General features: G+C 65.6%; 14 protein-coding genes. 6 read left to right on the top strand and 8 right to left on the bottom strand.

Annotation, left to right across the window (positions count from 1 at the left end):
• Positions 1-110 precede the first annotated feature (110 nt).
• The 4 genes from IVA96_RS15045 to IVA96_RS15030 all read right to left on the bottom strand — a co-directional run bounded on the left by IVA96_RS15045 (position 111) and on the right by IVA96_RS15030 (position 2,518).
• Positions 111-302: a hypothetical protein gene (locus tag IVA96_RS15045; RefSeq protein ID WP_247279667.1), complete on the bottom strand. Its 192-nt coding sequence runs from the start codon at positions 300-302 to the stop codon at positions 111-113.
• Positions 303-407: 105 nt separating this feature from the next.
• Positions 408-1,316: a S49 family peptidase gene (locus IVA96_RS15040; RefSeq protein WP_247279666.1), complete on the bottom strand. Its 909-nt coding sequence runs from the start codon at positions 1,314-1,316 to the stop codon at positions 408-410.
• Between the two features lie 214 nt (positions 1,317-1,530).
• Positions 1,531-2,298, bottom strand: a complete 768-nt coding sequence (locus IVA96_RS15035; protein WP_247279665.1) for a methyltransferase — start codon at positions 2,296-2,298, stop codon at positions 1,531-1,533.
• Positions 2,291-2,518, bottom strand: coding sequence for a DUF2007 domain-containing protein (locus IVA96_RS15030; protein WP_247279664.1), 228 nt, complete (start codon positions 2,516-2,518; stop codon positions 2,291-2,293). The genes IVA96_RS15035 and IVA96_RS15030 overlap by 8 nt, the downstream gene beginning before the upstream one ends.
• Positions 2,519-2,650: 132 nt before the next feature.
• Between IVA96_RS15030 and IVA96_RS15025 the strand changes: the two genes are divergently transcribed.
• The 5 genes from IVA96_RS15025 (at position 2,651) to IVA96_RS15005 (ending at position 7,397) form a co-directional block, all read left to right on the top strand.
• Entirely contained in the window at positions 2,651-3,658 is a 1,008-nt protein-coding gene (locus IVA96_RS15025) for a polyprenyl synthetase family protein (protein ID WP_247279663.1), read from the top strand.
• 411 nt (positions 3,659-4,069) lie between these two features.
• A complete protein-coding gene (locus IVA96_RS15020) occupies positions 4,070-4,585 on the top strand; it encodes a helix-turn-helix domain-containing protein (protein ID WP_247279662.1) in 516 nt (171 codons plus the stop codon).
• A gap of 1 nt (position 4,586) precedes the next feature.
• Positions 4,587-5,849, top strand: a complete 1,263-nt coding sequence (gene fabF, locus IVA96_RS15015; protein ID WP_247279661.1) for a beta-ketoacyl-ACP synthase II — start codon at positions 4,587-4,589, stop codon at positions 5,847-5,849.
• 44 nt (positions 5,850-5,893) lie between these two features.
• Positions 5,894-6,526, top strand: coding sequence for a LysE family translocator (locus IVA96_RS15010; protein ID WP_247279660.1), 633 nt, complete (start codon positions 5,894-5,896; stop codon positions 6,524-6,526).
• Positions 6,519-7,397, top strand: coding sequence for an alpha/beta hydrolase (locus IVA96_RS15005; protein ID WP_247418023.1), 879 nt, complete (start codon positions 6,519-6,521; stop codon positions 7,395-7,397). The genes IVA96_RS15010 and IVA96_RS15005 overlap by 8 nt, the downstream gene beginning before the upstream one ends.
• Before the next feature lie 103 nt (positions 7,398-7,500).
• Here the strand turns inward: IVA96_RS15005 and IVA96_RS15000 are convergent, their stop codons facing one another.
• From IVA96_RS15000 to IVA96_RS14990, 3 genes are all read right to left on the bottom strand, one after another.
• Positions 7,501-8,385: a 4-(cytidine 5'-diphospho)-2-C-methyl-D-erythritol kinase gene (locus IVA96_RS15000; protein WP_247279658.1), complete on the bottom strand. Its 885-nt coding sequence runs from the start codon at positions 8,383-8,385 to the stop codon at positions 7,501-7,503.
• An 86-nt stretch (positions 8,386-8,471) separates the two neighbouring features.
• A complete protein-coding gene (locus tag IVA96_RS14995) occupies positions 8,472-10,268 on the bottom strand; it encodes a tetratricopeptide repeat protein (RefSeq protein ID WP_247279657.1) in 1,797 nt (598 codons plus the stop codon).
• 324 nt (positions 10,269-10,592) lie between these two features.
• Entirely contained in the window at positions 10,593-12,254 is a 1,662-nt protein-coding gene (locus IVA96_RS14990) for an electron transfer flavoprotein-ubiquinone oxidoreductase (protein WP_247279656.1), read from the bottom strand.
• A 135-nt stretch (positions 12,255-12,389) separates the two neighbouring features.
• On the opposite strand from IVA96_RS14990, the gene IVA96_RS14985 reads away from it, so the two are divergent.
• Positions 12,390-13,199 (top strand): uracil-DNA glycosylase, encoded by an 810-nt coding sequence (locus IVA96_RS14985; RefSeq protein WP_247279655.1) that lies wholly within the window; start codon positions 12,390-12,392, stop codon positions 13,197-13,199.
• 41 nt (positions 13,200-13,240) lie between these two features.
• Here the strand turns inward: IVA96_RS14985 and IVA96_RS14980 are convergent, their stop codons facing one another.
• The gene (locus IVA96_RS14980) at positions 13,241-14,749 is read right to left on the bottom strand and encodes a glycosyltransferase family 39 protein (RefSeq protein ID WP_247418020.1); all 1,509 of its coding nucleotides are present in this window, start codon (positions 14,747-14,749) and stop codon (positions 13,241-13,243) included.
• Positions 14,750-14,811 lie beyond the last annotated feature (62 nt).

Below are 14,811 nucleotides of genomic sequence, written 5' to 3'. Positions count from 1 at the left end.
GCAGCCCAGTTCTCCGTCATAGCCGAGCTGTCCCTGCCATCCACGAATGTTTGGCGCGGCACGAAGAACGTGGATGCCCGGGAGAAGCCCGGGCATGACGAATGGCGCAACTACCCCGGGCGGTAAGCTCCGGTCACGGGGTCACGCTTCAGCGTCTGGATGTCCCCCATATGGGCGGCTTCGGTGACGCGCGACAAGCGCATCTCCTCCAGCTCCTGGTTGATCCGGACAGCGGTCTTGTAGGCCCAGCGGACCACGGCAAGCCCGCCCAGCACGCCCGCGAAAGCGACGAACGGCGGCATCGGTCGATCCTTGTCTAGTGCTCAGCCCCCACGCGCATTGTTGCGCAGATGGACCTGCGCCGCAATCGGAGGGCAGAGGGGCCAAATGGCGCGGGAGTGCGAGCCCTAGAACCCGAATTTCGCCCAAATCGCCCGCGTCTCGACCGCCGAGATCAGCTCATCAGGCAGACCGGCCATTGTTTCCAGCGCCGAAAGCTGACCCGCCCCGGGCGATTTCCGGCCCAGAAGACCGGACAACAGACCGGTCGGCTGCGCGATCACAGGGGTGAGAACCTTCTCGCCGTAGCGGGCACGAAGAGTTGAGCGGAGATCGCCGATGCTGTCGGCGAGCCCTAGCGCGACCGCGCTCTCGCCCGCCCAATATTCGCCCGTGAACAGGGTGTCGTCGGTGCCCCTCAGGCGTCCGCCGCGGCTGTCCTTTACCAGGGCAATGAAGATCTGGTGGATCTCACGCTGGATCGCCTTCAGCTTCGCCACGTCATCAGGATTTTCCGGGAGGAACGGATCGAGCATCGCCTTATGGGCCCCGGCGGTGTAGAGGCGCCGCTCGACGCCGAGCCGCTTGATAGCCTCCTGGAAACCAAAACTGCCACCGACCACGCCGATCGAACCGAGGATCGAAGAGGGATCGCAGATGATCTCATCGCCGGCACAGGCGATCATGTAGCCGCCTGAGGCGGCGACGTCCTCGACGAAGACCAGCACGGGCAGCTTCTTCTCCGCCGCGAGCTGCTTGATGCGCAGGTAGATCTGGCGCGACTGCACCGGCGAGCCGCCAGGCGAATTGATCACCAAGGCCACCGCCTTGGCGTTGCGATGTGAAAACGCCCGCTCCAGCACGCGCGCTACGCCCGCGAGCGTCATGCCGGGGCGCAGCGGCGTCACTGCGCCGATCACGCCGGACAGCCGCACCACGGGCACAATTGGCGTGCCGGGCCGGAAACGCGCCGGCAGATATTGCATGAGCTTGTCGGCCAGGCCGGAACTCTCACGATCGTTCAAATGTTCGGCCATGCCGTTACCTCTGTTTAACCATTTTTTATCACGCGACTGTCATTGGAAGTGCCTGGAACGTGTTTTGCAGATTTCCCGTTGGGAGGCTGCAATGAGGCAGCGGAGAACGCCATGAAAATCTATTTGCTGATGCTGCTGATCGGTGCGCTGTTCATGGCGATCCGCCTGACGACGCCGCAGGAACAGCAGTCGGAATCGCTTCCGCAATAAGCAATCACGGCTCCGCCAGCGGCAAGACCGCCCTCCCCTCCAGAATCTCCTTCACCTCTTTTTCAGGCACGCCCGACTCGTCGTTGAGCATGAGCCCCGGCAGCACTCGCGCCGGCGCCCGGCCGCCTTTCACCGCGCGCACCAGCACCCGGATCGCGGGCCGTCCCGCCTCGCCGTGAACCGGCAGGATCGAGAGACTGCCGAAGCCCCGTGACAGCGCTGCCAGGACGTCGGCGATCCCATCTGCACGCCAGATCAACGTCAGCACGCCGTTCGATCGGAGGATGCGCCGCGCCGCATACACCCATGCATTCAGTGTCTCGTCCCTCGCGACATGGGCGGTGTGACGCGCCTGGTCCGGCGAGCCGCGATGCCGAACCGGATCGTTGAAAGGCGGGTTCATCAGCACCACGTCGACGCTGTCGGGCACGAGCCCATTTGCCGCAAACGCCTGTGCATCGGCAGTGACGTCGAGCACGATCGTCTCGGCGGCAATTCCATTCGCCGCCGCATTGGACCGCGCAAGCTCTGCCAGCACCGGATCGATCTCGACCAGGCCGAGCCGCAATCCAGCCACGCGCCTGGCAAGCGCGAGGCCCGCCGTACCGATGCCGGCGCCGAGATCGATCACGCGATCGCCCGCCTTGGCCGCGGTCGCCGCCGCAAGCAGGATGGCGTCGTGTCCGGCGCGATGGCCGGATCGCTTCTGCTTCAGGCGCAACTGCCCGCCGAGAAAGGTGTCCTCGGTGATATCAGCTGCGGCCTCAATCATCGCCGCGCAATTCGTGGCTGAGCCCGGCCGCGGTGAGAAGCTGGCGGGCCTCGAGGGCGTCATCCTCATGGACCAGGATCCGCCGCGGCAAAATGCCGAGCGAGCCCTCGATGATGCTCATGTTCTGGTCAAGCACCAGATGATGGATATTGGCACCGTCGAGCAGCGCGCCGATCGCTGACACCAGCACCATGTCGTTGGTCCGAACCAGTTCACGCAAACGCAGGTCTCCTGCCTGAAAAAGAGGGAAGCGGCAAATGTCAATGGTTCCGCGGCACTTGCCGCATCCGCCACCAGTTTCTATTGTCTTTCCATCAGAATAGCCCTTCCGGGGCAAATATTGGAGACCGGCGTGGCCGTCATCGTACCTTTCGAAACTCCCGGCGCGTCGATCGAAGAGCTGGTTGCCCTTGTCGCCGGTGACATGGAGCGCGTCAACGCCACGATTCTGTCGCGGACCGGTTCGGATGTGACCATGATCCCGGAGGTCGCCAATCATTTGATCTCCTCCGGGGGAAAACGCCTGCGGCCGATGCTGACGCTCGCCATGGCCAACCTCGCCGGCTACACCGGCGACGGCCACATCAAGCTCGCCGCCTCCGTCGAGTTCATGCATACCGCGACCCTGCTCCACGACGACGTCGTCGACGAAAGCGAGATGCGCCGAGGCAAGCTGTCGGCGCGCATGCTCTGGGGCAACGAGGCGAGCGTGCTGGTCGGCGACTTCCTGCTCGGCCAAGCCTTCCGCATGATGGTCGAGGTCGGCTCGCTGCGCGCGCTGGACATCCTCTCTGCGGCCGCCGCGACCATCGCCGAGGGCGAGGTGATGCAGCTCGCCGCGGCCAAGAACACCGCGACCACCGAGGACGAATATCTCGCCGTGATCCGCGGCAAGACGGCCGAGCTGTTCGCCGCCGCCTGCGAGGTCGGCCCCGTGATCGCCAACCGCCCGAAGGCGGAGCAGACCGCCTGCCGCTCGGTCGGCATGAATCTCGGCATCGCCTTCCAGCTCGTCGACGACGTGCTCGACTATGGCGGCAAGAGCGCCAAGCTCGGCAAGAACACCGGCGACGATTTCCGCGAAGGCAAGATCACGCTGCCGGTGGTGCTCGCCTTCCGCCGCGGCAACGACACCGAGCGCGCCTTCTGGATTCGGGCACTGGAGCGCGGCGACATCGGCGATTCCGATCTCGACCACGCCATCGGCCTGATGAACAAGCACCGCGCGCTGGAGGACACGCTGAGCCGCGCCCAGCACTACGGCGCCATGGCCGTGGACGCGCTGGCACTGTTCCCGTCCTCGCCGATGAAGAGCGCGCTGGAACAGGTCGTGGCGTTCTGTCTGGCGCGATCACATTAAGCGTGACAGCCTGACGCGCTTTCCACTCGTCATTGCGAACTCAGCGAAGCAATCCGAAATCCTTCCGCGGTGGCGATCTGGATTGCTTCGCTCCGCTCCCAATGACGGAGCGTTAGGCAGCATCGCACTCCCTCCCGTGTCCCGGACGCGCTGCAACGCTCTTCGCGGCGCCGCGCAGAGCCGGGACTCACGCGGCACGCGCAGCTAGATGGGTCCCGGCTCCGCAGCGCACCGCCAAGAGGCGCTGCGCTGCGTCCGAAGCACGAGCGCGGTCCGGCAAGTGCCCACCGCACATTCCTACCAGACGCGCTGTCTCCCCCACCGAACCATCATATCACTTACGCTGCTCGCGCCTGCTGCTGCCCGCTCCAGTCACTTGCTTTTTGCAAGTCACTCACTTACCTTCCTGCCATGCAGCCCAAATCTTCCTCCATCCTGGAATGCCCTGTCGGCCGCGCCGTGCAGACGGTTGGCGAATGGTGGAGCATTTTGATCCTGCGCGATGCCTTTCAGGGCGCGACGAAATTCGACGAGTTTTCGCAAAGCCTCGGGATCGCGCCGAACATCCTGTCGCGGCGGCTCGCCCATCTCACCGAGAACGGCATGTTTGTTCGCCGCCGCTATCATGAGCGGCCGCCGCGCTACGAATATGCGCTGACGGACAAGGCGCGGGATTTCTTTCCCGTGATCGTGGCGCTGCTCGCCTGGGGCAACAAGCATCTCGCTCCAGAGGGCGAAGCCATCCGGCTGGCGAGCCGCGACGAGATCCGCCCGTTCGATCCTGTCGTCGTCGATGCCGCCGACCTGCGTCCGATCACGCTCACCAATGCAGTCGTCATCGCAGGTCCACGCGCCAGCCGCGGGATGCGCAAACGACTCGCTTCACTCAAGGCCATGAACCCGGCCGTCGCGCCGTCTGGAGACTGACATGCGTCGTATCGTCGTGACGGGAATGGGCGCGGTGTCGCCGCTTGGCTGCGGTGTCGAGCGGTCTTGGCGCCGGCTGCTGGCCAGTCAAAGCGGGCTGCGCCCTCTGCCCGAATGGGCGCAGGTACTGCCGGCGCACATCGCCGGACTCGTGCCCGACAAGGGCGATGACGCCGAAGCCGGCTTCGATCCCGCACAGGCGGCTGCGCCAAAAGACCAGCGCAAGATGGACCGCTTCATCCTGTTCGCGCTGCTCGCCACCGCAGAAGCAGTGTCGCAAGCCAAATGGATGCCGCAGGACGCCGCGGCGCTGGCGCGGACTGCGACGATCATCGCTTCCGGCGTCGGCGGCTTTCCGGCGATCGCAGAGGCGGTGCGCATCACGGAGCAGCGCGGCGCGCGCCGGCTCTCGCCCTTCACGATCCCCTCGTTCCTCGCCAATCTCGCCGCTGGCCACGTCTCGATCAGATACGGCTACAAGGGACCGCTGGGCACGCCCGTCACCGCCTGCGCGGCCGGGGTCCAGGCGATCGGCGATGCCGCGCGCATGATTCGCGCCGACGAGATCGACGTCGCAATCTGCGGCGGTGCGGAGGCCTGTATCGATATCGTCAGCCTCGGTGGCTTTGCTGCGGCACGTGCGCTGTCGAGCGGCTTCAACGATGAGCCTGCACGCGCCTCGCGCCCGTTCGATCGCGACCGCGACGGTTTTGTGATGGGCGAAGGCGCCGGCATCCTAGTGATCGAGGAACTGGAGCATGCGCTGGCGCGCGGCGCGGCGCCGATCGCGGAGATCGTCGGCTATGGCACGACGGCGGATGCCTATCACATGACCTCAGGGCCGCCCGACGGTGATGGCGCCCGCCGCGCCATGGAGATCGCGCTTCGGCAGGCGAACCTTGCGCCCTCGGATGTGCAGCACCTCAACGCCCATGCGACATCGACGCCCGCCGGCGACGAGAGCGAGCTTGGCGCCATCGCCGCGCTGTTCGGCCGTGACCGCGGCATTGCCGTGAGCGCGACCAAATCGGCCACCGGCCATCTGCTCGGCGCCGCCGGCGGGTTGGAGGCGATCTTCACCGTGCTGGCTTTACGCGACCAGATCGCGCCGCCGACGCTTAATCTCGAAAACCCGGATCCTGGCGCTGACGGCATCGACATCGTCGCCGGCGCAGCGCGGCCGATGCCGATCCAGAGCGCCATCTCGAACGGCTTCGGATTTGGCGGGGTCAATGCCAGCGTGATCTTCCGCCGGATGGGCTAAACGAGGGGCCTTGCAATCGCGTCAGGCTTCGCTACCAAAACACAATGATCACGACGAATTTCTGGCTGTTCCTGGTGGCAGCTTGTCTCATTGCCGCCGTTCCCGGCCCCGGCATCTTCTATGTCGCGGCACGGACATTATCGGAGGGACGCGTCAGCGGTTTCGCATCGACTGCGGGCACGGCGCTGGGCGGACTGGTTCATGTGGTGGCGGGCAGCCTCGGCATCTCCGCGATCATCCTGGCCAGCGCCGAACTGTTCGCCGCAGTGAAATTTATCGGCGCGCTCTATCTGGTCTGGCTCGGTATCAAGACTTTTCGCAGCGCCGGCCGGGCACCGTCTCTCGAGAGCGAGCCCATCGGCGACAATCGCGCCTTTCGCGACGGCGTGCTGGTGGAGGCGCTGAACCCGAAGACCGCCGCGTTCTTCCTCACCTTCATTCCGCAGTTCCTCGATCCCGCGGGATCGAACCCCGCGCTGCAATTCGTCCTCCTCGGCGCAATCTCGGTGACGCTGAACACGCTCGCCGATGCGGTGGTGGTGCTGATGGCAGCAGCGACGCGCAAGCAGCTGATCGGACGGCCGCATCTGATGCGGCGCCTCACGCAGGGCTCGGGCGTCTTCATCGCCGGCCTCGGCCTGTCGCTCGCGCTGGCCCGGCGGCCGGCAAATGGCTAGCGCCCCGCAAAGCCGGTTCTATGAATCGCACGGCCTCCGGCTACATTTTGCCGATTGGGGCAACGAAAACGCGCCCACCGCCGTCCTGGTTCACGGCGGCCGCGATCATTGCCGGAGCTGGGACGTCATCGCTCGATCGCTGCAGCCGCATTTCCACGTGCTCGCACCCGACCTGCGCGGACACGGCGATTCCGATTGGACCCGAGGCGGCAGCTACGCGCTGACGGAATATGTCTACGATCTTGCCCAGCTTGTCCGCATCATTGCTGCGCCGCAGGTGACGCTCATCGGCCATTCGATGGGCGGCATGGTCAGTCTGATCTTTTCGGGCTCATTCCCCGAGCTGGTCTCCAAGCTCGTCGTCCTTGACGGCGTGACCATGTTGCCGGACACGCCGAAGCCGCCGGTGCATGAGCGCATCGGCAAATGGGTGGCGCAGCTCGACAAGCTGCACGACCGCACGCCGCGCCGCTATTCGACGCTCGAGGCCGCAGCCGCGCAGATGATGCTTCACAACAAGCGGCTGTCCCGCGACCTCGCGCTGCATCTCGCCACCCATGGCGCGCGGCAGAACGAGGACGGCACCTATAGCTGGAAGTTCGATCCCTACCAGCGCGCCAGTGCGCCGCACCGGCTCTGGCCAGACGACCACGTCGAACTCTGGGCGCGCATCGCCTGCCCGACGCTGCTGCTCAATGCCGGCGAAAGTTTTCTGGCCGGCGCAAAGGCAGCGGGCCTGGAGAGGTATTTCCAGAACGCGCGCGTCGAGACCATCGCCGGGGCGGGACACTGGCTGCAGCATGACAAGCCGCAAGAGGTGCTGGCTAAGATCCGGCGGTTTCTCGGGCTCGACAAGCAAAGTGCGGATTAGCTCACAACGTAGCCTTCATGAGCGCAACGACATGCAGGGCGCGGCAAGAAAGAATCCCGGATCGCATCGCTCATCCGGGCTGCGCAGCGTCTCCGCGGAAATACTAGCTCAACGTCCCCGCATGCACCCACCAGCCGGGATGATCGCGCCGGATCCTTTCGGCGGCGGCATGGGCGTCGGTGGGCGCGCCGTAGATCGCAAAGCACGTCGCGCCGGAGCCGGACATGCGGGCGAGCTTGACGCCGGCAGAGGCACGCAAGGCTTGCAGGACCTTGCCGATCACCGGCTCGATGCGCATTGCGGGCGCTTCGAGGTCGTTGGGGACAGTTTCGAGAACGTCGACCCAGTCAGCGATCGAGGCCCCCTCCTCCGGCCAGGCCGGAGCGCGGATGACGTCGGTGACGCCGACCAGGAGCTCGCCATTGCGCAGGCCCAGCGCCTGGAACACGTCCTTGGTCGCGACCGGCACCCGCGGATTGACCATGACGCAGGGCATGTTCGGCAGCGCGAGCGGCAGCAGTTGCTCGCCGACTCCGGTCATGTCGCAGGCCCGCGAGAGCAGGCACACCGGCACGTCGGCGCCAGTTGCGAGCGCGACGTTCTGGAGACGGGGATCATCGAGCGACAAATCGTTGAGACGGGCCAAGAGCCGAAGCGCCGCCGCGGCATCCGCCGAGCCACCGCCGATGCCGGCCGCGACGGGGAGCACCTTGTCGAGCACGAAGGCGCCCAGCTTCAGGCCCGGTACGGCCTCAGCCAGAAGCTTGGCGGCCTTGAGCACGAGATTGTCGGCGTTATCGCCGCAGGCTGTGGCCAGCGGTCCGGTGGTTGTGAGCTTCAACTCGCCGCCGGGCTCCAGCGTCAGCCGGTCGGCGCAGTCGGCAAACGCAACCACGCTTTCGAGATCATGATAGCCGTCGGCACGACGGCCGACGACGCGAAGGCTCAGATTGACCTTCGCCCGCCCCAGTTCAATCAACGCCGACATCGGCGACACGCCCCCAGAACCTACGTCTTTCCTTCACATGATCTTGCCGAAAAAGCGCTACACGATTTCCGGATCACGCGCTCAGCTCAGCCGCCCTTGCCGTCGTCCTTCTTCTTCTCGGCCTGCGCCGCCGAAGAGTTCGAATTGTCGTCCGGCAGACCGTTGGCGATCTTGGCCTCGATCTTCGGCAGTTCTTCCGGCTCGGGCTTGAGATCGCGCGCATGCGACCACTGGAATTTTGCTTCCAGCGTGCGGCCGACGCGCCAGTAGGCGTCGCCGAGGTGATCGTTGATGGTGGGATCCTCGGGCTTGAGATCGATCGCGCGTTCGAGGTTCTTCACCGCCTCCTCGTAATTGCCGATGCGGTAATAGGCCCAGCCGAGGGAGTCCACGATATAGCCGTCGTCGGGACGCTGCTCGACGGCGCGCTTGATCATCTTCATGCCTTCGTCGAGATTCACGCCCTGGTCAATCCAGGAATAGCCGAGATAGTTGAGGACGTGCGGCTGGTCGGGCTGGAGCTCTAGCGCCTTCTTCATGTCGGCTTCGGCCTTGGCCCACTGCTTGGAGCGCTCCTCGCAGATGCCGCGATAGTAATACCAGACGCTGTTGGCCTTGTCGTTGCCGGGCGGCAGCACCTCGATCCCTTGCGAATAGGTCGCGCCGCAGTCGCCGAACCGCTTGCGGCCACGCTCGATATTGCCGAGCGCCATGATGGCTTCGAGGTCCTTGGAATCCTCCGACGTGACGCCCTTGAGGATCTTGATCGCCTCGTCGGTGCGGTCGGCGGAATCAAGGTCGATGGCGAGCTGGATCTGCGCGTTGCGCTTGAGCGGCGAGGACGAGGGCACGCGCTCATAGACCTTGATCGCCATCTGCGGCCGCTTCACCGATTCATAGAGGTCGGCGAGCGAGAGCAGCGCCAGCGGATGGCTGGGCTGGAGGTAGAGCGAGAGCTGGAGATAGACCAGCGCCAGATCCTCGCCGCCGCGGCGGGTCAGCGTGGCGCCGATGCCGTAGAGCGCTTCGGCGGCGCCGGCTTGCGCGGAATCGACGAGCGGCGGCATCTTCTTGCCCGCCTTGGTCTCGCGCAGGCCTTCCAAGATCAGCGGATGACGGGCGAGCTTCTTGTCGAAAGCCTGGTAGACGGTAGTCGCCGCGGCGGAATCCTTGTTGCGCGACAGCCAGCGCGCATAGGCCTCGGTGATGCGCAGCATGGAATCGTCGAGCTTGTAGGCGCGCTCGAAGCGGGTGCCGGCGTCCTTCTCCTTGCCGGAGAGCTCGAGGATCATGCCGGCGTGCAGATCCTTGAACAGCGGATACCATTCCGGACCGGCCAGCTTGTCGATGGTGGCGACACCGCCCTTGGCATCGCCCGCACCATAGGCGGCCCAGCCCGACAACAGCGTGGCGACGAGATCAGTGATCGGACCTCGGATCGACTGGTTGATGTTGGTTTGCGCCGCCGCGTACTTCTTCAGCTTGAGATCGTGAACGCCGACGACGAGCCGCGCGACGCGGTTGGTCTTGTCGATGGTGAGGATGCGCTCGGCGAGTTTGACCGCCTCGTCGATGTCGCCGTCGGCGACCGAGGAGATGAAGGCACGGTCGAGCAGTTCGTTGTTCTTCGGATCGGTGCGCAGGGCCGAGCGGTAGAACGCCGCGGCCGAGGTCGCGTCGCGCTCGACGCTGGCGTGGCGGGCGGCGAGATAGCTGCCGGCGCCGGTGAGCGACTTCAGATCGTTCCGGGTCGGAAACTGCGCCGCCGTGTTCTCCGGGTGATCCGGCGTCTGCGCCAGGACCGCGCCGGGGACCGCCATGATCGCGGTGCCCATGAAGGCGATGGCGGCAGCAGTCCAGCGGTTGAAACGATTTGAAAACATCAGGGCTCGCCTTGAGTTGGTAGTGCCTGGGTTTGCAGCAGAGGCCGTATCGCATGCGAACGCGGCCGGTGGCATCGGGACCCGGAACCGTCAGGCCAGACAATGCCGCTTTTGGCGCCTCGCCGCAAGGATTCGGACCGGCGATCCCCGCCGCACGTCCCAACGCGGCCAAGTGAATCCGCCAACAGCGCCCCAAGACGCCGCTACTATGGCCTTATCGTGGCCGCCAGCCGCTCCGGCGGCCCCCGGTCTCACGCGAACGTGCGTCACATTGCCGGGGTGGCGTAACCCCGGCCACATCGGGCCTGGATACGTGATCCCGGCTTACATTGCCTCGTAATTCGGGCCGCCACCGCCTTCCGGGGGAACCCAGGTAATGTTGCCGTTGGGGTCCTTCACGTCGCAGGTTTTGCAGTGGACGCAATTCTGGGCATTGATCTGGAAACGCGGGCCAGACCCCTCCTCAATCCACTCATAGACGCCGGCCGGGCAATAGCGGCTCGAGGGACCGGCGAACACGTCGTGCTCCGAGGTCTTCTGGAGGTTCATGTCAGCGACCTTGAGATGGACCGGCTGGTCCTCCTCGTGATTGGTGTTGGACAAGAACACCGAGGACAGCTTGTCGAAGGTGATCTTGCCATCCGGCTTCGGATAGTTCTTCGGTGCATGCTGCTTGGCCGGATCGAGCGTGGCGCGGTCATGCTTGAGATGCGATTGCGTGCCGAACAGCGAGGCCCCGAACAGCGTGTTGCACCACATGTCGAAGCCGCCCAGCGCGACGCCGAGCACGGTGCCGAACTTCGACCACAGCGGCTTGACGTTGCGGACCAGGAACAAATCCTTGCCGACCGACGAGGAACGCCAGGCGTTCTCGTATTCCACGAGCTCGTCATTGGCGCGCTCGGCGGCGATCGCCGCAGCGACGTGCTCGGCGGCGAGCATGCCGGTGCCCATCGCATTGTGCACACCCTTGATGCGCGGCACGTTGACGAAACCGGCCGCGCAGCCGATCAGCGCGCCGCCGGGGAAGCTCAGCTTCGGCACCGACTGGTAGCCGCCCTCGGTGATGGCGCGCGCCCCGTAAGCGAGCCGCTTGGCGCCTTCGAAAGTGCCGCGGATCGAGGGATGGGTCTTGAAGCGCTGGAATTCGTCGAATGGGGACAGATAGGGATCGTCGTAATTCAAATGTACGACGAAGCCGACGGCGACGAGATTGTCGTCGTAATGATAGAGGAATGAGCCACCGCCGGTCTTCATATCGAGCGGCCAGCCGAAGGAATGCTGGATCAAGCCCTTCTGGTGCTTGGCGGGATCGATCTGCCAGACCTCCTTGAGCCCGATGCCGAACTTGGGCGGTTCGGCCTTGGCGTCGAGTGCGAATTTGTTGATGAGCTGCTTGGTCAGGCTGCCGCGCGCGCCTTCGGCGAACAGCGTGTACTTGCCGAGCAATTCCATGCCGCGGGTGAAGGAGTCCTTCGGCTTGCCGTCCCGGCCGATGCCCATGTCGCCGGTGGCGATGCCCTTAACCTTGGCCTCCTCGTCATAGAGCACTTCGGCCGCCGCAAAGCCCGGATAGATTTCGACGCCGAGCGCCTCGGCCTTGCGCGCCAGCCAGCGGCAGACATTGCCGAGCGAGCCGATGTAGCAATGATGATTGTCCATCAGCGGCGGCATCATGAAGTTCGGCAGCTTGATCGCGCCGCCGGCCGTCATCCAGTAGAAGCGGTCGTCCTTCACCTGGGTTTTCAGCGGGCAGTCGGAATCCTCGCGCCAGTCCGGAACGAGCTTGTCGAGCCCGGCCGGGTCGATCACGGCGCCGGAGAGAATGTGCGCGCCGACCTCGGAGCCCTTCTCCACCACGACGACGTTGAGATCGGCGTTGAGCTGCTTCAGCCGGATCGCAGCCGACAGGCCCGAGGGGCCGGCGCCGACGATGACGACGTCGAATTCCATGGATTCGCGAGGAGGGAGTTCTTCGGTGCTCATCTGATCTCAGCCCTTGAGACGGTCCTTGGTCGATTGCGCCCTCTTGTTTCCGATTTTTCCGGGTAGGACAACCTCGGAAATACGTTTCGCCGGGGTGCAAGACCGCCCAAGCTGATATAAAAGTCAGACTTTCCCATGATCCCCGAACCCGCACCCACCATCCGCGAGCTTCTCGCCTTCTATCTGGAGGCCGGTGTCGACTGCGCGCTCGCCGAGGAACCGATCGACCGCCTGGCGGAATTAGAAGCCCCGCCACCGGCTCCGCCCGTGGCACCGCCGGTCGAGCCATCGCGGCCGGTCGCCGCGCCGACGCTAATGCGCGGCGAGGCAGCCCTTGCCCCCGACGTCGCGATTGCTTCGGCACGCGAGGCCGCGCGCACGGCGCCGACGCTGGATGCACTGCGCGAACTGATGCAGAGCTTCGAGGGCTGCGCGCTGAAGCACACCGCGACGCGGCTGGTGTTCGCCGACGGCAATCCTAAGGCGCGCATCATGTTCGTCGGTGAGGCGCCCGGGCGCGACGAGGACATCGAGGGACTGCCCTTCGTCGGGCGCAGCGGCAAGCTGCTCGATCTCATGATCGGCGCGATCGGGCTCAACCGCACCACCGCCTATATCGCCAACGTCATTCCCTGGCGGCCGCCCGGCAATCGGACGCCGACGCCGCAGGAGACGCAGATCTGCCTGCCCTTCATCCAGCGTCAGATCGAACTGGTCAATCCGGATGTGCTGGTGACGCTCGGCAATCCCTCGACGCAGACGCTGCTCGGAACGCGCGAAGGCATCATGCGCACCCGCGGCCGCTGGTTCGACTACGACACCGGCCAGCGCACCATCCGCGCGCTGCCGACATTTCACCCGGCGTACCTGCTGCGCTCGCCGTCCTACAAGCGGCTGGCTTGGCAGGATCTGCGCGCGGTTGCGAAGGTGCTGGCGGGGTCGTGAGGGACGGGACACTCTCCTTCGTCATTGCAACGGAGAGAGCGCTACGTCCCCTTCGGCCGCACGATGGCCCAGCCGATGCGCAAAAGCTGCTGGCGGCCGGTTACCAGCCATTCGAAGGCGCGCGGGACTTCCGGGACGATGTTGGGAAATCGTTTGAGGATCTCCGGCGGCGGGGTGCCGGCGGTGTCGGAGGCGCGCCAGACCACGACGCCGCCGGTCTCGCTGAACTTGGCCTGATTCATCCACGGCGTGCGCGCAGGATCGGCATCGATGAAGAGATGCGGCCGGCCGGAATGCAGCGCGATCAGGCTCGCAAGCTGGGTCTCGCCGGCGACCGCGCGCAGGCGATGATTGGTGCGGCGGGCGAAGCTCTCGTCGAAGAAATCCGAGATCGCGCGCGCCGGCATCGAGGTCGCGATCTCGCCGGTGCCGGTCCAAGGCGTGATCAGGACGGCGAGCACGACGCCGATGGCGGGCGCGATGATTGCGGCGGCCCAGACCATGCGCAGCATCCGCGCGCGGCGCATCGCGATGAGATCCCCTGCGGCGGCCACCACGGCAAGCCCGGACATGACCAGCATGACGGCGGCGCCGCCGACGACGGATTCGAGCCCGAGCAGGCCGGAGATCAGCACCGCGCCGAGTGGCGGCGCCAGCGCGAAGAAATAGACGAAGTTGCTCGCGAGCGGCTCGACCGGCGGGCGATAGATGATCGGCGGCTCCTCGCCCTTGCCGGCGAACATCCCGGTATTCAGGAAGGTCAGCGCCGGAATCGCCGCCGCCCCAAGCGCGAGCCCGCCGAGCAGCCAGGCTGCGTGCAGGACGCGGGCGTTGAGCTCCGAAACTTGCGGCAAGACCGGCATCGTCAATGTCTCGGCGCGCATCAGCCAAATCGCATAGGGCAGCGCCAGCACGGCGACGACGATCAGCGCGAATAGCGGATCGAGCCCGCGCAGCGTCCTGCGGCCTCCCGCCGTCGAGATCGCGAAGACGACGATCAGGAGGAGGAGGAAGATCGCGGCGGGCGTCGTGAGCAACAACAGGCCGGCCTCGATCGACCAGACGAACCAGGCATTGCCGCGGCGCTGGCCGATGATCTGCCAGGAGTGCAGCAGCAGCAGCGCCCAGAGCGGCCGTGCCAGCACCAAGGGTCCGAAGTCGAGCGCGGACGAGGAGAAGGCTAGCACGGTCATGGTCAGCAGCACGGCGAGCACCGCCTGCTGTGAGCCGACGACGGCACGAGACAGATGAAAGAGCGCGATGAAGGTCGCGATCTCGCAGAGCTCAGCGAGGACATACACGCCGAACATGTGACCGCCGGCGGCGCGATAGGCCATGTCGGCGAGCCAGACAGGCAGCGGCGGGCCGAGATCGGTGCCGACCTGGTACTCGCGGCCGAAGGCCAGCAGCGTCGCCAGACTGCCGGGCGGGCTGCGGTAGAACACCAGCGCCACGAACAGCCACATCGCCGCCTGGAGCAGCACGGCGATCCACACGATCAGCCGCGGCCGGGCGCGAATGAGCTCGATGACCAGCGAGGTAAACCGCATGCAACGTCCGAAAGATGCAGCCAACCCGTCCAGCCGGCCCTGTTCGCTCACACCTGTTTTGA

The sequence above is a fragment of the Bradyrhizobium sp. 159 genome (assembly GCF_023073795.1).
Taxonomy (GTDB): domain Bacteria; phylum Pseudomonadota; class Alphaproteobacteria; order Rhizobiales; family Xanthobacteraceae; genus Bradyrhizobium.
This window is presented reverse-complemented; position numbering and strand designations above follow the sequence as displayed.